Annotated in this window: 19 protein-coding genes; 16 read left to right on the forward strand and 3 right to left on the reverse strand. The window is 42.9% G+C overall.

Annotated features, from left to right (window positions below):
• Positions 1 to 40: 40 nt before the first annotated feature.
• Positions 41 to 1138, forward strand: a complete 1098-nt coding sequence (hisC, locus tag PAENI_RS23235) for a histidinol-phosphate transaminase (protein WP_149646822.1) — start codon at positions 41 to 43, stop codon at positions 1136 to 1138.
• A gap of 47 nt (positions 1139 to 1185) precedes the next feature.
• The gene (locus PAENI_RS23240; protein ID WP_149646823.1) at positions 1186 to 2283 is read left to right on the forward strand and encodes a prephenate dehydrogenase; all 1098 of its coding nucleotides are present in this window, start codon (positions 1186 to 1188) and stop codon (positions 2281 to 2283) included.
• A 338-nt stretch (positions 2284 to 2621) separates the two neighbouring features.
• Here the strand turns inward: PAENI_RS23240 and PAENI_RS23245 are convergent, their stop codons facing one another.
• Both PAENI_RS23245 and PAENI_RS23250 read right to left on the reverse strand, forming a co-directional pair.
• Positions 2622 to 3845, reverse strand: a complete 1224-nt coding sequence (locus PAENI_RS23245; RefSeq protein WP_149646824.1) for a CynX/NimT family MFS transporter — start codon at positions 3843 to 3845, stop codon at positions 2622 to 2624.
• Between the two features lie 251 nt (positions 3846 to 4096).
• Entirely contained in the window at positions 4097 to 4663 is a 567-nt protein-coding gene (locus tag PAENI_RS23250) for a helix-turn-helix domain-containing protein (protein WP_149646825.1), read from the reverse strand.
• An 809-nt stretch (positions 4664 to 5472) separates the two neighbouring features.
• Here PAENI_RS23250 and PAENI_RS23255 point away from each other — a divergent pair.
• The 11 genes from PAENI_RS23255 to PAENI_RS23305 all read left to right on the forward strand — a co-directional run bounded on the left by PAENI_RS23255 (position 5473) and on the right by PAENI_RS23305 (position 13805).
• Positions 5473 to 6060: an RNA polymerase sigma factor gene (locus PAENI_RS23255; RefSeq protein WP_042190156.1), complete on the forward strand. Its 588-nt coding sequence runs from the start codon at positions 5473 to 5475 to the stop codon at positions 6058 to 6060.
• Between the two features lie 5 nt (positions 6061 to 6065).
• Complete coding sequence (locus PAENI_RS23260) at positions 6066 to 6656, forward strand: anti-sigma factor family protein (protein ID WP_042190154.1); 591 nt, start codon at positions 6066 to 6068, stop codon at positions 6654 to 6656.
• 179 nt (positions 6657 to 6835) lie between these two features.
• Entirely contained in the window at positions 6836 to 7423 is a 588-nt protein-coding gene (locus PAENI_RS23265; RefSeq protein ID WP_042190151.1) for a histidine phosphatase family protein, read from the forward strand.
• A gap of 89 nt (positions 7424 to 7512) precedes the next feature.
• Positions 7513 to 8595, forward strand: a complete 1083-nt coding sequence (locus PAENI_RS23270) for a hypothetical protein (protein ID WP_042190148.1) — start codon at positions 7513 to 7515, stop codon at positions 8593 to 8595.
• 245 nt (positions 8596 to 8840) lie between these two features.
• The gene (locus PAENI_RS23275) at positions 8841 to 9020 is read left to right on the forward strand and encodes an IDEAL domain-containing protein (RefSeq protein WP_042129535.1); all 180 of its coding nucleotides are present in this window, start codon (positions 8841 to 8843) and stop codon (positions 9018 to 9020) included.
• A 204-nt stretch (positions 9021 to 9224) separates the two neighbouring features.
• Positions 9225 to 9644 (forward strand): DUF2487 family protein, encoded by a 420-nt coding sequence (locus PAENI_RS23280; protein ID WP_149646826.1) that lies wholly within the window; start codon positions 9225 to 9227, stop codon positions 9642 to 9644.
• Between the two features lie 239 nt (positions 9645 to 9883).
• The gene (locus PAENI_RS23285; protein ID WP_042190144.1) at positions 9884 to 10438 is read left to right on the forward strand and encodes a QcrA and Rieske domain-containing protein; all 555 of its coding nucleotides are present in this window, start codon (positions 9884 to 9886) and stop codon (positions 10436 to 10438) included.
• Positions 10439 to 10444: 6 nt separating this feature from the next.
• A complete protein-coding gene (gene qcrB, locus PAENI_RS23290) occupies positions 10445 to 11116 on the forward strand; it encodes a menaquinol-cytochrome c reductase cytochrome b subunit (protein ID WP_042129529.1) in 672 nt (223 codons plus the stop codon).
• Positions 11117 to 11142: 26 nt separating this feature from the next.
• Positions 11143 to 12015, forward strand: a complete 873-nt coding sequence (locus PAENI_RS23295; RefSeq protein WP_042190142.1) for a menaquinol-cytochrome c reductase cytochrome b/c subunit — start codon at positions 11143 to 11145, stop codon at positions 12013 to 12015.
• 93 nt (positions 12016 to 12108) lie between these two features.
• A complete protein-coding gene (locus tag PAENI_RS23300) occupies positions 12109 to 12750 on the forward strand; it encodes a DUF1405 domain-containing protein (protein ID WP_256716306.1) in 642 nt (213 codons plus the stop codon).
• A 155-nt stretch (positions 12751 to 12905) separates the two neighbouring features.
• Positions 12906 to 13805 (forward strand): sporulation protein YpjB, encoded by a 900-nt coding sequence (locus PAENI_RS23305; RefSeq protein ID WP_149646827.1) that lies wholly within the window; start codon positions 12906 to 12908, stop codon positions 13803 to 13805.
• A 140-nt stretch (positions 13806 to 13945) separates the two neighbouring features.
• Here PAENI_RS23305 and PAENI_RS23310 read toward each other — a convergent pair whose 3' ends face one another.
• A complete protein-coding gene (locus tag PAENI_RS23310; RefSeq protein ID WP_042190138.1) occupies positions 13946 to 14815 on the reverse strand; it encodes a YitT family protein in 870 nt (289 codons plus the stop codon).
• Positions 14816 to 14983: 168 nt separating this feature from the next.
• On the opposite strand from PAENI_RS23310, the gene PAENI_RS23315 reads away from it, so the two are divergent.
• From PAENI_RS23315 to dapB, 3 genes are read left to right on the forward strand one after another with little or no spacing between them, the layout of a single operon-like run.
• A complete protein-coding gene (locus PAENI_RS23315; RefSeq protein ID WP_076278338.1) occupies positions 14984 to 15313 on the forward strand; it encodes a nucleotide pyrophosphohydrolase in 330 nt (109 codons plus the stop codon).
• Between the two features lie 59 nt (positions 15314 to 15372).
• Positions 15373 to 15894, forward strand: coding sequence for a tetratricopeptide repeat protein (locus PAENI_RS23320; RefSeq protein ID WP_149646828.1), 522 nt, complete (start codon positions 15373 to 15375; stop codon positions 15892 to 15894).
• Positions 15895 to 15927: 33 nt separating this feature from the next.
• On the forward strand, positions 15928 to 16731 hold the full coding sequence (dapB, locus tag PAENI_RS23325; protein WP_042190132.1) for a 4-hydroxy-tetrahydrodipicolinate reductase: 804 nt from the start codon (positions 15928 to 15930) through the stop codon (positions 16729 to 16731).
• Positions 16732 to 16733: the final 2 nt, after the last annotated feature.

Genomic DNA, 16733 nt, shown 5'->3' on the forward strand with positions numbered 1-16733 from the left:
GTATAGTGGAGTAATCAACTATGGAGAGCGAGGACTATTCATGAATCCAAAACCGAATATAGTTAATCTCCCTGTCTACAAACCAGGGAAACCTATAGACGAAGTTAAGAAGGAGCTCGGCTTAAGTGAGGTTATTAAGCTTGCATCCAATGAGAACCCGTATGGAGCTTCCCCGAGTGCTAAAGAAGCTATTCTAGCAGAGCTTGAGAATCTTTATCTATATCCAGACGGATCGGCCGTTGAGTTGACGGCAGCACTTGCCAACCGTCTTGGTGTGAACAGCGATAATATTATTTTTGGCTGTGGTTCTGATGAGATTATTGCTCTTATTGCTCGTGCCTTCTTCTTGCCAGGTGATGAGACAATCATGGCTGACCAGACCTTCTCTGTGTATAAGAGTAACGCAGATATCGAAGGCGCTGTGTCCATCGAGGTACCACTTGTAAATGGTACACATGATCTGGATGGGATGCTGGCCCGTATTACGGACCGTACGAAGGTTATCTGGATTTGTAATCCGAATAACCCAACAGGAACGATTGTACCAGAGGAAGCCTTGGTTTCTTTCCTTGATGCTGTTCCTTCCAATGTAATGGTTGTTCTTGATGAAGCATACTGTGAGTACGTAACAGATCTTTCTTACTCCAACGGTATCCAATTATTAAATCGTTATACGAATTTGGTTGTGCTTCGCACATTCTCCAAAATTTATGGCTTAGCCGCATTGCGTATTGGTTATGGCGTTGCTAGTCCTGAGATTATTTCATTGATCAACAAGGTACGCGAGCCTTTCAATACCACTCGTCTTGCGCAAGCCGCGGCTCTTGCTGCCTTGAATGACCAAGAATACGTGGAGGAATGCCGTCGTCTTAATAGCGCGGGTATTGTCCAATTACAAGGTGAATTCAAACATCTGGGCCTTGAATCCTTCCCTGCACACGGGAACTTCATTATGGTAGATGTTCGTAAACCTGCAACCGAGGTTTTCGATGCTTTGATGCGTAAAGGAATCATAGTAAGAGCGGGTCATCAAGTTTACCCTACTTATATTCGTGTTACTGTGGGCTCAGCTGAACAGAACACAGCGTTTATAACTGCGCTGGAACAAACGCTTATAGAGTCTGGTGTGCGCGCTTAGTAATAAACAGCAAGACTAGACTAAAAAAGGCAGGTAGTTCAAAGAACATGACGACGACAAAAATAGCTATATTCGGTGTCGGTCTGATCGGAGGCTCACTGGCCCTTTGCTTTAAAGGCAAGGAGGGCCTGACCGTCGTAGGACATGCCCACCGTCCTGAATCCGCGAGTAAATATATAAGCAGAGGTGTGGTTGATCAAGCCACGCTTTCTGTTGAAGAAGCGGCACTTGATGCTGATTTCATTTTTTTATGTGTACCGGTAGGGATGTTAGAGGATTATCTGCAGCAATTAAGTAAGTTGCCTCTAAAACCCGGCTGCATTATTACAGATGTAGGAAGCACGAAAGCTAGTATTGCCGCATGTGCGGTCTCCTTAGATATTCCTGGAGTATATTTTATCGGCGGACACCCAATGGCAGGATCAGAGCGCTCAGGTGTTGAGGCAGCTTCATCACTGCTATTTGAGAATGCTTATTATGTGTTGACGCCCCCTCCAGGAGTGCCAGATGAGGCTTATCATGCACTGGAGTCTTTACTACACCACACAAGAGCGCAGATTGTACGCCTTGATCCAGAACGCCATGATGAGATTGTAGGTGCCATTAGCCATTTACCGCATATTATTGCTGTTGCTTTGGTAAATCAGATTCGTGCCTATGACGACACCGACTCCTTATATAGCACGCTAGCTGCAGGGGGCTTTCGGGATATCACTCGGATTGCGTCTAGCGATCCTATAATTTGGCGAGACATTTTGCTGAACAATCGTTCCGTAATGCTTCGTTTATTGAAGGATTGGAACGAGGAAGTTTCTTCTTTTGTTCGTCTCCTGGAAAGTGAAGATGGCGTAGGAATTGAAGAGGCTTTCCAAGAAGCGAATGGCTTCCGCAGTCAGTTGCCTGAACGGCGTAAAGGCATGATCGCACCTTTATTTGACCTACATATTGATGTACCGGATCATCCGGGGATTATTGGTCGTATTGCAACTGAGCTGGGGGACCAAGGCATTAACCTTAGCAACGTACAAATCATCGAGAGTCGTGAAGATGTGCCTGGTATTATGCGCCTATCTTTTCGACAGGAGAACGATATGGAACGTGCGAAGGTGCTTCTGCAGCAGCATGATTATACCGTATATGTGTAGTATTAAGGTTCGCTCCGGGTCATTTTCAAATCGTAATAAATAGTAAAAACAGCGATTCTCATGTTATTAGAGAATCGCTGTTTTGTTATTCTGGCTTGTTGGTTGCTAGCTTCCACATGCCGCCGTCAGTACCACCTTTGAAGCAGTCTTTCGGACTCCACTGACGCTATTTCATTTGGTGAGGCTTATATTGGGTGTTTTTCGCTCTAATTTAGATTTGGCTTTTTGCAACTGTTCCCGAACTCGCTTTCTCCATTTCGATCAGATTTTCTTCCAAGAAATTCTCAGGTACATATGTCATGCCATTCATTATAAATTCCTGACTGACATTAACCAAATTAACTTGAGTTTATTTCGCCGTAACTATTTTGGCTATCTACAAAACGATTTCTTGCTGCTCCTAAACCGACTAAAAAGAGAAAGGCCGAAGCTCCAAGCAGAATGAAAAGTGGCAGGTGCCAACTATTTGTCGCATCATGCAGATATCCTATAAGGGCAGGACCGATTGCGGCAAGCAGATATCCGATCGATTGCGCCATACCAGACAGTTCCGCCGCTTGATGCGCATTTTTAGTACGTAAACCGAAAAACATCATGGATAAGCTAAAGGAGCAGCCTCCACCAATTCCGAGTATGATGATCCACAACAGAATGATATTGGAGCTTCCGTAAAGCAGTCCGAGCGTTCCCGTCAAAAGAAAAATGGTTGTGATGACCACTAACGAACGTTGACTTGACATTCGCCCAGCAATAACGGGGACAATAAAGGTAAATGGAAGCAGCGCTAACTGCATTATTGAGAGGTACCATCCTGATTGGCTTGAGTCAATGCCTTGCTGCTTTAAAATTTCAGGCAACCATGCGATCAGCACATAGAAAATCATGGACTGCATACCCATAAACAAGGTTACTTGCCAGGCGAGAGGGGAACGCCAAACATTTACATCATTGCAGGCCATCTGTTGACTCGTCGAGGTTGTTCGCTTCGTATGCTTCCTTAATTGAGGCAACCAGCAGAGGATCGATACAAAGCTTAAGATCCCCCATATTCCCAACGCTCCCTGCCATTTTAAACCTACGTTTGCGGCTAGCGGTACACTAATTCCCGATGCGATCGCTCCAGATAAACTCATTGAAATTCCAAAGATACCAGTCATGGCACCGATTTTATTAGGGAAATCACGTTTGATTAAACTTGGCATTAATACATTACAAACGGCAATTGCAAATCCAAGAATTGCAGTTCCAATATACAGATTTGCAGCGCCAGCTAAAGAACGTATTACAATACCAACAGTCAAAAAGATCAGGGCAAACAAAGTTAAAAGTTCTACTCCATACCTGCGTCCTAGTTTTGGTACTAGAGGCGATAATAAAGCAAAGGTAAGTAACGGTACCGTTGTTATCAGGCCTGCTAAAGTATTGGAGATATGAACGTCATCCCTTATGAGACCCACTAAAGGACCGACCGAGGTTAAGGGAGCACGTAAATTTGCGGCAATAATAATAATGCCGAGTATTAGCAGCCCTAGAGATGATGGTAAGATTTTCTTGTTCGGCATTCTTCATTTCACCTTCCAGAATTATGTGTACTGTTGGTTTTCTGCTGATTGAAAAACTATGGAATAACATCCGCGCGGACAATAAAAGTATATTATAGTATATTAAATTTAACAATAAGTATTTTATAGTTAATTTTATAAAGACTGTCCTATCACTTGAAGTGCTTTATATTAGTTAAAAAAAATACAACTCTGAGTTCCCATATATAATGGAATACTGAGTTGCATTTAATAAGTGAAATTTTCGGCTTTTAGAAACCATATTTTAAGGAGATATGGAGCACTGTTTCGCTATTCGTATGATTGGTATAAGAGTGAGGGCGATCTGCACGAAAACTGATCGTATCATATTGATTCAATGTGTACATCTCACCATTGACTTGAATTTCAATGGAACCAGTCATTACTGTCGCAATTTCAGTTGTATTCACATGATGACCTTCAGGGTGATACGAACTATTTGGCTGTAAGTAAGCTCGACACATTTCAATATCGTTGCTTACGTTTTTAAAGACGGGTTCAATGATCCAATTCTTTTGATCATTAGAAAACCGAAGACCTTCGCCTGCTCGATACAAACTAACAGGGTCTTCAGATTTGAACAAAGCTAATAGGGGTAAAGATAGGCCTTTTGAAATTTTCCATATAATCGCCAAAGTTGGATTTGTCTCGCCGCGTTCGATATTCCCCAGAGTAAGTTTACTTACGCCTGTTAATTCCGCTAAGTCATCTAAGTTCATGTTTTTTTCTTTTCTGTGCTTTTTCAAGGCACCGCCGATTTGTAGTACAAGTTGTTTTGATTCATCGATTTCATTCATTTCATATTCACCTCAACAAATATCTTTATAGCTAGTATATTGTTTATCTTGACTCTTTTCCATACCTCTTCAAGTGGACGCAAACGGGGTAATAGATGACTGTGGGGATTTGTGGAAGCTAATTCGCTCGCTATAGTAAAATAACCTATTATAGATCATCTAACAAAAGGTACAGCGCTTACAGGACAAAAAAAGACCGCTTACAAAGTAAGCGGCTACAGTTCACAATAAATTGGAACCGTGTAGTATTTGGATAGGAGTGGAGAGAAACCATACTGTACTTTTATTATATGTATACGTTTACATTTTGTCAACAGTTTATTAAAAAGAGATTAAAGTCACATTACAGTGATCAAAGTCTTATGGTTGAACTTCATGTTCGTTTATAATCTGTTGTCAGGTCATGCTGACGAGATTACTGCTCTGAAGTCTATTAATGTCATCCTATGAGAATCTGTGATACAATAGATCTGGTATATTTCTAGATTCGTTATAAAATTTATATGCTCATAGAAATATGCCATTTTTCTTTTTATATTCATCACAATCATCATGCCTTAATTATTGGGTGTTTGAATATACATAGGTGTATTTCAAAATTGAAGAACGGATAAGTTGCACGTCATATATTTTTCCTTAAATTCCCACAAGGAACGTTTGTCTTACATAAAAGGTCGACAATATCGTTTCTTCTTGTAATAAACTAAAAAGTTGTAGTAAACCAGCGCAACTTTTAAAGCCCAAACCGGTATAATAAGTACGGACCGGACGGGAAAAGACGTGCAAGGGCGAGGAGGGCCAATCTCACCATGACGGATTCCCAGTTGATCCAGGAAATTAAACAAGGCAACACAGAATTATATTCAGAATTAATGCGTCGTTATCAACGAAAAATATTGGCATTTGTATATCATATGCTTAGAAACTCACAAATGGAGCTAATTGCAGAGGACCTTTGTTCGGAGACTTTCTACAAGGCATTCCGTAGCTTGCATTCCTTTCGAGAGGTAGATGCTTCCTTTTCAACGTGGTTGTACACTATTGCTCGTAATACCGTGCTAAGTGAGCTTCGTAAGAATCGTGCCGGAAATGTATCCCTAGAAGAGAGTGGATATACTCCCGTTGCACCGTTTGAAGTAGCGCCTGAGCAGGCTGCATTGCGTAAAGAACGGATGAATTTGGTTCGTGAGGCAATTAATAATCTTCCGGAGAAACAACGCTCTGCGCTAATCCTGCGTGAATACGATCAGATGGATTATCAAGAAATTGCAGAAATTTTGGATCAGAGTGTAAGCTCCGTGAAATCATTGTTGTTTCGTGCCAGAAGTAGTGTGAAGCTTCAACTCGAATCCTATTTCAATGAGCCTGAAGTTGAAGAGCAGGTTGAGAGGGTGTAAGGCGAATGAATTGCAGGGAAGCGCAAGAATGTATTCCGCTCTTGTGGGACGCTCCCCCCACACATCCTAGGCGGATTTTGCTCGAACAACATATTGAAACTTGTCCTTACTGCGCGGCTGAATGGTCTCTGTGGCAAGAGAGTAGCCAGCTTATGCATGATTTGAAAGAAGAGATTAGTGAAGAGCGTGCAGAAGTTATAAATGTTAAAGTTATGGAACGGATTTATCTAGAGAGTCCTTGGTTGATGCCAGGGGATGGGAAATCCGCAGGGACATCTGCCATTGTTCGTCATAGGCTTAGTCTCTGGATCGCTTGCTTTCTGGCGGTATTTTTGTCTAGTGTTCTTTACTTTACTATGTTTAGAACACCTGCAGATATCACTGTGGCTCAAAGTGGAATTGTAGAGACTGGCGTTGCTGGCTCTATGGAATGGACTTCTACTTATCCCATTTTAGGCTCTGAAGGTGGGATTATTGAACCGCTTGTAGTAAATATGGGACCTACTCATCCTCAATATTGGATGATGTTATCCATGCTTGGCGTGGGTTTTGCAGTGTTTTCGTTAACCCGGCTGAATCGATATCGCAGATCATAAAGGGTCTATTGATGTATGACTTAGCTATTGCAGTATATAATAGTGTTAAGAACGGTGTAGTAGTCCCTTTATGTAAAGATAAGGGGCTTTTTTGTATTCTAATACGCATAAAAGAAGACTTTTTATTTCATCCATGTTACATTAAGAGACAAATACTTGGGTGAAAAGGGGGAGGCAATATGCTAATCGGCTTGATACGCCATGGATTGACGGACTGGAACGCAATTGGAAAGATACAGGGGCAAAGTGATATTCCGCTTAATGATGAAGGACGGATGCAAGCTGCTATGCTTGCTGACCGCTTATTACAAGAGCCGTATCGCTGGGATTATTGCATTACAAGTAACCTTTCCCGGGCAGCAGAGACAGGCAAGATCATCGCTGATAAATTAAATGTACCGTTGCTTGATCCTGATGATCGGATCCGGGAACGTGCCTACGGGCAAGTAGAAGGGCTTACTGCCGCTGAGCGTGAAGAGAAGTGGGGGAAAGATTGGAGTCAGCTTTCACTTGGTCAAGAAACTGACGAACAGCTTCAAGCACGTGCACTTGCCTTTATGGAGGATATTTCTGCGCAGCATCCCAATCGGAACATACTAGTCATATCTCATGGAGGGTTCCTCGCTCAACTGTATACTGCATTTTACAAAGATAAGTATTCTGAGCGAATTGGGAATTTATCCCTGACAATTTTGGAGAAGAAAGAACGGGAATGGAACCCTATTCTATATAATTGTACTCGCCATATCCTGCAAAATCAGCGTTAACCCGTGCATCGGGTTATTTTTTTTGCGCAAAGGGGAATAAAAAGGGCTGTATTTCCCATAATGGTAGTAAAACGGTGAGGCGATAAAACATGAATCTGGCGGATATGCTCACTTATGCAGATATTGGACAGCTGACCGCCATAGCGGGACGCTACCGGTGTGAATGCAAGCAGAATTCCAAACATGACTTGATCCAGAGTATTTTGATTATGCTTGGAAGCAGAAGTTTTATGGAGTCTCATATCCGGGAATGTGCTCCGGAGGATCTACGGTTTCTGAATACATTACTTTTTGATGAACGCAGCTACTTTAGTCTGGAAGATTTGTTGGCTGTAGCTAGACAGGCTTCTTTTGATGCTCCAGAAGGAAAGACCGGAGGCTTCCGAGAAATGGTGTCTCGTTTCAAAAGCGGAGGCTGGCTCTTTAGCGGTTCTTCCCAGCAAACCAGATACTTGTTCCAAGTGCCTAAAGACTTGAAAGAGCGCTTTCGTGAGACGATGAGCGCACATATCAAGGATAAGGTTGCGGTTAGCTCTGAACCAGCCATGTATCGAAATGAAGGAGAATTGTTATTAAGTGATCTGGTTATGCTTCTGAGATATATCAAGGAAAATGAGCCAGAGCTTAATCAGGAAGGGGCAATGTATAGGCGGTATCAGCAAGGAGTGATGAATGCACTTCATATTCCGGAGGATCTTCTTAGCAAAGGCGGCTGGAGATTTGGTTATGGTAGGGCATGTGAGCATTATCCACCTAGATTAGCCCTCCTGTATGATTATGTTCGTCATCGCCGCTGGATCACTGAAGAAGGTTTTCGGCTAAGGCTTACGGCGACAGGAGAGGCAGTGTTAGCCGATGGAAAATGTGACTCGTTGATGCAGATATTCTCTTTTTGGTTAAAACTATATAAGGGGGCTGTACCAAACCTGCCTTCACTTGTGTATTGGGTAAGCATTAGTGCTGGGAATTGGGTGAGCGTACCTTCATTAGTGGATGGTATTGGGTGGTTAATTAAACCGTTCTATTATGACAATGCTGCCTCTATTCTGGAGCAACGAATTATTCGGATGATGGTGCACCTTGGGATGCTTAAATTAGGGGAGACTACTGCTGGTCTCACTGTGATGATGACGCCGTGGGGGATGGAGATAGCCGTGCCTAAACATCTATAGTAGTATGAAGGCATACAAGCAAATGCTTATGGGGATTACATACGTAGATGAGGACTTCGCTTTGGTTGTTGATAGGAACAATAGATGAAGTATTGATCAGAATGGGTAAATATGTAGAACGTAGACAGGATTGTTGAATATGATTTAGTAGGTGCCGTCACTTTTGAAACCGAAAACAAAATCATCTTGATGGATATCAAAATATTAAAGCAATAAGGATCTCTTAAACAGCGGAGGTGTATCGAATGGACAAAATGAAGGCTACGTACGAAGTGATGCTAGGACTTGCGGCAGAAATGGTGTGGGATGAAGCGCTGCGAAAGCGTCGCTCCGACATCTTGCACCGTGAGATTGACACGGCGCTGGCTACAGGAGATAAATTGGCTTTTCGAAATCTTACAGAAGAACTTAAAAGTTTGGCATAAAGAAATGCGCTTAGCGCATTTCTTTTTTTATTAAATAGGTACCTGTTCAACTCACTTTCTGTATCAATTAGAGGTGAAGGGAGACTAGTGAAAATCTAAATCTAGACGTTTGTCCTCCTCTTTCAATATAATGGGATTTATAACATCGGGCAAATTTGTGAAAAGTGGACGCGAAGAAGGATCGCAAATAGGGAGATGACATTAATGAAATTCAGTGATTTTGAAGTTGAACAGTGGGAAGAAAATCGAAAGTTCTATGATACTTGTCTCATACCTTTTACAGGATTAAGTGGGTCCGAGAGTCCCCCTGAGACGGTTCAAGCATTAGAAAGATTACGTGATTTTATGGATTTGGTGGAAATACCGTTTAAGGGACGGATTGTAACTTACCCGGCGATTCAGTATGGAGGGGAAGGATATGTCGATCTAATTAATGAGGTTTGCCGAAAAGTCAAATCCAGTGGTTTCCAGTATGCCGTGGTGTTAACAGCAGATATAGCACTTCTGGAACAAGAAATTTTTGAAAGCGATTTAGTACTCTCTCTGCCTATCATTGAGGGCTCTCTGGAAGGTAAGATTAATAGTGATATTGGTATGAAAATTCAAAAGATGTGGGGACGGTGAGTCTCTTTTAAATGTGACAGAAAATCAACAATTGTAAGTGAAAATCACTTTTTGGCCTGTCACAAATTAGACAATATTCTTGACGGGTTTTAGTGCCTAAGCTATTATTAGGTTGAATCGAAATGGTATGTGATGTATTTCATTGAAAAGATTTGAAAACGGATTATTTATAGTAAGGCATCTCTGATCGGACACCTTAGATACTTTCTTATATCTTGAGAAGGGGGTTATATAACAGTATGAGCAGCCATAATGATCAACAGGATATTTGGCCTGAACAACCACCCAGCCGTAAAGAGATGTCGCGCAGGCAATTTTTGACCTACACGCTAGGTGGCGCTACTGCTTTTATGGGGGCAGGTACAATTCTCCCAATGGTCCGTTTTGTCGTGGACCCAATATTACATAAGAAGGGCGCAGGTGATTTTATAAAGGTTGCTGAAATTAGCAAAATCACCGAAGAGCCCCAAGAGTTTACGTTTGAATTGAAACAGAAAGACGGATGGTACGACAGCACAGCGACGCTGACTGCGTGGATCCGTAAAGACGCAAAGGGTGATATTTATGCGCTTTCACCCATTTGTAAACATTTAGGATGTACGGTTGGATGGAACAATGATAAGGCACATCCGGACGAGTATCACTGTCCTTGCCACGGTGCGCGTTATACCAAACTCGGCAAAAATCTCGAAGTAGCTCCAAAACCGCTTGATCAGTATAAAACGAAATTTGATAACGGGTGGGTTCTTTTGGGTGATATTGTGCCTAATACAGTAGCTAGTGAGGAGGCGTAGGTTCTAATGTTTAAAAATGTCTATAACTGGATTGACGAACGTTTGGATGTTACGCCAATTTGGAGAGACGTGGCCGACCACGAGGTTCCTGAGCATGTTAACCCGGCCCATCACTTCTCTGCGTTTGTGTATTGTTTTGGCGGACTGACCTTTTTTATTACAGTGATTCAGATCTTATCGGGTATGTTCTTAACGATGTATTATGTTCCAGATATTATCAATGCTTATGCAAGTGTTGAGTATTTACAATCTAGTGTTGCCTTTGGACAAATTGTTCGCGGAATGCATCACTGGGGTGCCAGTCTTGTCATTGTTATGATGTTCCTTCATACGATGCGCGTCTTCTTTACAGGCTCTTATAAAGCTCCGCGTGAGATGAACTGGGTAGTTGGAATGCTCATCTTCTTCGTAATGTTGGGGCTCGGTTTAACGGGTTACTTATTGCCTTGGGACAATAAAGCTTACTTTGCGACTAAGGTAACACTCGAAATTGCTAATTCTGTTCCAGTGATGGGACCCGTATTGAAAGAACTTATGCAAGGCGGTACGATTGTTGGTGCAGAAACGTTGACTCGATTCTTCGCACTACATGTATTCTTCCTCCCAGCGGTGCTTCTTAGTCTGCTCGTAGGACACTTTATTATGATCCGCAGACAAGGGATTTCTGGACCGTTGTAAGTTAATCTGAGAGAGGAGGAATACGGATGGCACATGGAAACAATTCTAAGGAAAAGGTTGTATATGTCGGTGATACCAGAGTTCGTAAAGGCAATGGATTTATCACACCTCCAGACTATTCAGCCTATCCTGGTAAATCGGAAGCCTTTATCCCTAACTTTCTACTGAAAGAATGGATGGTTGGCGTCGTTGTACTTGTAGGAATATTAGTGCTTACTATTTCAGAGCCAGCGCCGCTAGGGTTTCCAGCGAACGCGAGTGCTACGGTTATCCCAATTCCTGACTGGTATTTCTTGTTTCTCTATCAGTATTTGAAGCTTCCTTATGCTTCAGGTGATTATATTGTTCTGGGTACATTAGGTGTAACCGGTGTAGCTTTTGGTTCACTTCTTTTAGCACCATTTCTTGACACGGGCAGAGAACGTCGCTTCTATCGTAGACCGATCGCTTCATCATTGATGTTCTTATCGCTAGCGGCGATTGTGTACTTAACAAATACCGCTTGGACGGAATACAAACATGAAATGGCTGAAACTGGTCAAATTCCTGAAGATGTTCAACGGGAAGAGAAGGCGGCAGAGAATAGGGCGAAGGGGCTTCCAACCTCGAGTGCAGTTAAGGCAAAGGAAGTAGCGATTGTAGATAAGGATGATCCGGCTATGGGGCTGTTTAAGCAAGCTACTTGCATCTCTTGTCATGCGGCGGATTTGAAAGGGGCAGGCGGGCCTTCACTTCGCGGCGTTGGGGACACCCATGATAAAGAAGCAATCCTTACTATTATAAAAGAGGGTCAAGGACAGATGCCGAAGATGTATGATATTGCTCTGGGAGCGGGGCTTTCGGATCAAGACATTGATGCCTTGGCAGACTGGCTTGCCAAACAAAAAAGCGAACAGTAAAATAAAAATAACGCAAAACCTGATCGAAACTGCGGTCAGGTTTTTGTATGTCTAAATGTAAAGTTGCCACTACTTGGGAGGTTAATGATCTGTATGTCCGTTCTTGATAAACTGTTTAAGCACCGAGGAATCATTTGGTTGTTATTTATTGTGAATCTTCTCGGTACCATTTATGGCTACATATGGTATGGCAATCAATTGGAGTTCACGGCGGCTAACTTTCCGCTTTGGTTGCTCCCGTTTGTTCCAGATAGTCCAACCGCGAGCTTGTTCTTTACCTTGGCGCTGTTGCTAATGCTCTTTCCTCCAAAAAGCTATACGGGAAACAATGTAAGGGAGCTTATTGAGGCGTTAGCAGTTGTGACGTCTGTGAAGTATGGGATTTGGGCAGTAAGTATGATTTTTGCTGGAGGTTATCAAGGAGATATTCTGGTTTGGAAAGACTGGATGCTGGTGATCTCTCATTTGGGGATGGCGGTAGAAGCTTTGATCTATGCACGATTCTTTTCTTTCCGCAAAATGATTCCGCTAGCGCTGTTCTGGACCCTTGCTAACGATATGCTGGACTATTCCTATGGAATATACCCATGGTTACCTTCTGTACTGAATGATGATGTCACACAGGTGCAATATTTCACGATGGCGCTTACGGTGTTTAGTGTAATTGTTGCTTGGTTGTTTAGTAGTAGACAAAGACCAGTAGACTCTATCTATCAGTTTAAGAACAGGTTCTAGTAAGCAGTTCTAACCCTTGTCCGCCTGCCATACATTTAGAATTATAAGAAGTATAAGTTTTATACTATACTTTATCCTTATAATTTTACGAGAAACGAATATCGTCTAATAAAGACGACAACGTCGTTTCTTCTTAGGTAGGAGGGGGATGTCTCATGCTCCGAGGGAGATATTATGTGTTGGTTATTCTAGTGTTTTGCTGGTTACTGACCAGCATGAATGTTGAAAAAGCTTCAGCAGCGCAAGGGAATGCTGGTGAAGGTTCTGGCAAGGTTTCGAAGCAAAGCGCCGACGTTAGTTCGGGCAACGGTTTGACAGTGATGAGCGGAAAGACTGGAGCACAGCAGCTAGAACTAGCCGCTGAGGCATTGTATGGGTATGTCTTGGAAGGGGATGTGATGAAGGTCCGACAAGAGACCGAAGAGATCTCTAGGATCATAGTGTCCTCTTCTTTTGAAGGAATGACCTCTGTAGAGGGCATTAATGCGTTGTCAGGGGTCATTATGGACCTGAAGGCTGCTGTGGCAAGTGCAAAAGTATCTCAGCAGCAATTGGAGGCTACAGCTACCAGGTTACGATTAGCTGCCAACAGTCTGAATCAACCCGGACAACCCATTTGGCTTCAGTATTATAAGCTAATTCGCGAGGATTTAAATGCGATGGAGCAAAGTGGTGCTACAAATGATCTGACGGGATGGAAAACGGCTGTAGAGAGGCTACAGGGTAGGTATGAAAATATCCGGCCAGCGGTGATCGTCTCTCGGAAACCTGAAGTTGTAAATGCATTTGATTCTTGGCTCTCATATGCCGCAGGCATTCCTTCTTCCTCACAAAAAATCGAACGGGCCCGTTTGCTTGAAATTGTGTCTTATGGTCAGGATACTGTGCGGGTAATGTTCGGAAAAGAGAAGGATGAGCCGGCTTTGTCAGTACCCCTGGCCTCACAAGAATTTGGGATTTGGGGAGGACTAGCCGCAGGGTTTATTATCGCTGTATTAGCTTATGCGGGTTATCGTAAGTACCGTGGAGAGAATCAGAACTTCAAACCAATTTAGTGGAATGGTTATATAAATAAGCAAAAGGAGCGGGGGAGAGTCCTCCGCTCCTTTTTTAACGAATCAAAACTTATATATTTTGGGCCCCCGCAAAGTACCTGAGTACGTATCGAAGCAAGGCCCCACTTTGTGGGGATATTTTATGTTTCTCTGAATCCCTCGCCTTGTACGTCGTGCACATCGCTAATAATTACGAACGCGTGCGGATCAATCGATTTGACCAGTAAACTAAGACGGCGAATTTCCTGCCTTGAAACTACACAGTACACCATATGTTTGGCTTGCTTAGAATACGCACCGATTGCAGGGATGAGTGTTACACCTCGTTCTAGTTCAGCAGTTATTAGATCAGCAATTTGGGGTGCCTCATCACTAATGATTGTAAATGCTTTGGCGGCATAAGCGCCTTCCTGGATAAAATCGATGACACGCGATGCGATGAACACTGCAACGAGTGTGTATAGAATTTTTTCTTTGGGAATATAGAAGATGGAAGAGCCGATAATGAAAATGTCGATGGCCAGAATAATCTGCCCCATACTCCAGCCGAAATTCCGTCCCAGAATTCTTGCCACAATGTCTACGCCACCTGTAGTGCCACCAAAACGGAACACAATCCCAAGCCCGGTTCCAAGTGTTACCCCTGCGTATAGTGCAGCAAGAATAAAGTCATGTTCGGTACTGAAAGGAACAATCCATCCAGCAGAGATCAATCTTTCGAAGATCCACAAGAAAAGGGACAAAGATCCGATTCCTACCCCTGTGTATACAATTTGGCGGCCGCCTAGAACTTTCCAACCGAGCAGAAACAATGGGAGATTGATAAGGAGTGTTGTTAAAAAGATTGGAATGTCAAAGGCATAATTAAGCAGCAGTGTGATTCCCGTTACGCCGCCTTCCATTAGTTGACTGGGAATGATGAAATACAGTAGTCCGAATGCATATACTGCGGTTCCGAGCATGATAGGGGCAACTGTTTTGCTGATTGAAATTACCTTGTTTGAATTCATGGAATCCCTCGTTAGGCCTTGTTTAGGCAGTTTTTCTTTTCCTATAATAAGTATACCTTTTCTTGCGGGTGTTAAAATATTCAAAAAAGATTTGTCTTCAAAACGTCTTTACGATAACATAGGGGCAAACAGAAGGCAAGATATACAGAGGGGGCAAAGATACATTTTATGGACAAAAGTCTTGGTGACATTCAGCGTGAAGTAGACGCTTATATATCGCAATTTAAAGAAGGATACTTCAGTCCGCTGTCTATGTTAGCCCGCATGTCCGAGGAAGTCGGAGAGTTGGCGCGGGAAGTCAATCATGAATTCGGTGAGAAGCCGAAGAAATCTGATGAAGCAGAGAATTCTATAGAGCTTGAATTGGGAGATATTTTGTTTATTACTGTTTGTTTTGCAAATTCTCTTGGGATTGATCTGACTGAAGCACATAATAAGGTCATGCATAAGTTTAATACCCGAGACGCTGGTCGTTGGACACTAAAAGACACCGATTAGGCCTCTATAACATATGCTGTACCAAACGAACGGGATTTAGCCGTGAGGATGGTGAGGATATGGATCAAAGGGATTATGTAAGAGAAGCCTATCGCTCTATATTGCGTAGTGACTTTGCAGAAGCTATTGTTTGCTTTGAAGCCGCGATTGCAGCAAGTCCGGCTGATGCTGAAGTCAGATATCGTTGTTCCATAACGTATGCCCGCAGTGGTATGCTAGATAAAGCTTTAGTTCATGCTCAGGTGGCTATGAAGTTAGATGGCAGCAAACCTGAGTATAGTCTACATCTACAGCATCTTCAAGCTATGATGCATGTACAGGAAGCTAAGCGGTTGATAGAAGATGAAGATAACAAAACTCATAACCCGTATCATCCGATTACGCTACTTAAAGAGGCCATCACCCTTGATCCATTATATGGGGATGCTTATGTATGGCTTGCCATCGCACATAGTCGGGTGAATGAACATATGCAGGCTATGGCCGCCTTGAAAGAAGTGATTTCTTTACATCCGGATGATTCTGGCTTGCGAGAATTGATGGTAGACCTTCAGAAATCCATACAATCGTATATGCAGTAACTATATAACTAGTGAAAGCGAGGATGAAAAAATATGAGCAACAAGATCAGAGTTATCGTATCCGGTGCAGGCGGGAGAATGGGTAAAGAGGTTGTTAAACTTGTGCTGCAGGACGAAGAGTTGGAGCTAGCGGCTGCGGTAGATCGTTCAACAATGGATATAGATGCAGGCCGTCTAGTAGGTCTCGAAGACTCAGGAGTTATTGTAACTTCAGATCTTGAGGCTGCCCTCGCGGGAAGCAACGGAGATGTTGTGGTCGATTTCACTACACCACAATCAGCGTATATGAATACAGTGCTAGCCATTAAATATGGGGTGCGTCCGGTTATCGGTACAACCGGATTCACACCGGAGCAAATTGTGGAACTGGACAAGCAGTGTCAAGACCAGGGGATAGGTGGACTTATTGCTCCGAACTTCTCCATAGGGGCTATTCTGTTGATGAGATTTGCGGCTCAAGCTTCAAAATACTTTCCACATCTGGAGATTATCGAGTATCATGGTGACCAAAAACTGGATGCTCCATCCGGAACTGCAGTCAAAACAGCAGAGATGATTTCAGAAGTACGGGAAGAGCTTCGTCAAGGAAACCCTAAAGAAGAAGAAACGATTGAGGGTGCGCGTGGGGGTTACTATAATGGATTCCGGATACATAGTGTCCGTCTTCCTGGTGTGTTTGCCCAAGAAGAAGTGATTTTTGGTGGGTTCGGACAATCCTTAAAAATCCGGCATGATTCTTATGAGCGAGCAGGCTATATGCCAGGCGTTAAGATGGGTATTCAAAAGGTAATGGGATACACTGGCTTGATCTATGGATTTGAGCACTTTATAGAATAGAC

This window comes from Paenibacillus sp. B2(2019) (genome assembly GCF_008370385.1).
Lineage (GTDB): Bacteria > Bacillota > Bacilli > Paenibacillales > Paenibacillaceae > Paenibacillus_AQ.

Bases quoted from the DNA above. Each gene is read 5' to 3' on its own strand.
- hisC (WP_149646822.1), top strand. From the start codon at position 41: ATGAATCCAAAACCGAATATAGTTAATCTCCCTGTCTACAAACCAGGG.
- PAENI_RS23240 (WP_149646823.1), top strand. From the start codon at position 1,186: ATGACGACGACAAAAATAGCTATATTCGGTGTCGGTCTGATCGGAGGC.
- PAENI_RS23245 (WP_149646824.1), bottom strand. From the start codon at position 3,845: ATGCCGAACAAGAAAATCTTACCATCATCTCTAGGGCTGCTAATACTC.
- PAENI_RS23250 (WP_149646825.1), bottom strand. From the start codon at position 4,663: ATGAATGAAATCGATGAATCAAAACAACTTGTACTACAAATCGGCGGT.
- PAENI_RS23255 (WP_042190156.1), top strand. From the start codon at position 5,473: ATGACGGATTCCCAGTTGATCCAGGAAATTAAACAAGGCAACACAGAA.
- PAENI_RS23260 (WP_042190154.1), top strand. From the start codon at position 6,066: ATGAATTGCAGGGAAGCGCAAGAATGTATTCCGCTCTTGTGGGACGCT.
- PAENI_RS23265 (WP_042190151.1), top strand. From the start codon at position 6,836: ATGCTAATCGGCTTGATACGCCATGGATTGACGGACTGGAACGCAATT.
- PAENI_RS23270 (WP_042190148.1), top strand. From the start codon at position 7,513: ATGAATCTGGCGGATATGCTCACTTATGCAGATATTGGACAGCTGACC.
- PAENI_RS23275 (WP_042129535.1), top strand. From the start codon at position 8,841: ATGGACAAAATGAAGGCTACGTACGAAGTGATGCTAGGACTTGCGGCA.
- PAENI_RS23280 (WP_149646826.1), top strand. From the start codon at position 9,225: ATGAAATTCAGTGATTTTGAAGTTGAACAGTGGGAAGAAAATCGAAAG.
- PAENI_RS23285 (WP_042190144.1), top strand. From the start codon at position 9,884: ATGAGCAGCCATAATGATCAACAGGATATTTGGCCTGAACAACCACCC.
- qcrB (WP_042129529.1), top strand. From the start codon at position 10,445: ATGTTTAAAAATGTCTATAACTGGATTGACGAACGTTTGGATGTTACG.
- PAENI_RS23295 (WP_042190142.1), top strand. From the start codon at position 11,143: ATGGCACATGGAAACAATTCTAAGGAAAAGGTTGTATATGTCGGTGAT.
- PAENI_RS23300 (WP_256716306.1), top strand. From the start codon at position 12,109: ATGTCCGTTCTTGATAAACTGTTTAAGCACCGAGGAATCATTTGGTTG.
- PAENI_RS23305 (WP_149646827.1), top strand. From the start codon at position 12,906: ATGCTCCGAGGGAGATATTATGTGTTGGTTATTCTAGTGTTTTGCTGG.
- PAENI_RS23310 (WP_042190138.1), bottom strand. From the start codon at position 14,815: ATGAATTCAAACAAGGTAATTTCAATCAGCAAAACAGTTGCCCCTATC.
- PAENI_RS23315 (WP_076278338.1), top strand. From the start codon at position 14,984: ATGGACAAAAGTCTTGGTGACATTCAGCGTGAAGTAGACGCTTATATA.
- PAENI_RS23320 (WP_149646828.1), top strand. From the start codon at position 15,373: ATGGATCAAAGGGATTATGTAAGAGAAGCCTATCGCTCTATATTGCGT.
- dapB (WP_042190132.1), top strand. From the start codon at position 15,928: ATGAGCAACAAGATCAGAGTTATCGTATCCGGTGCAGGCGGGAGAATG.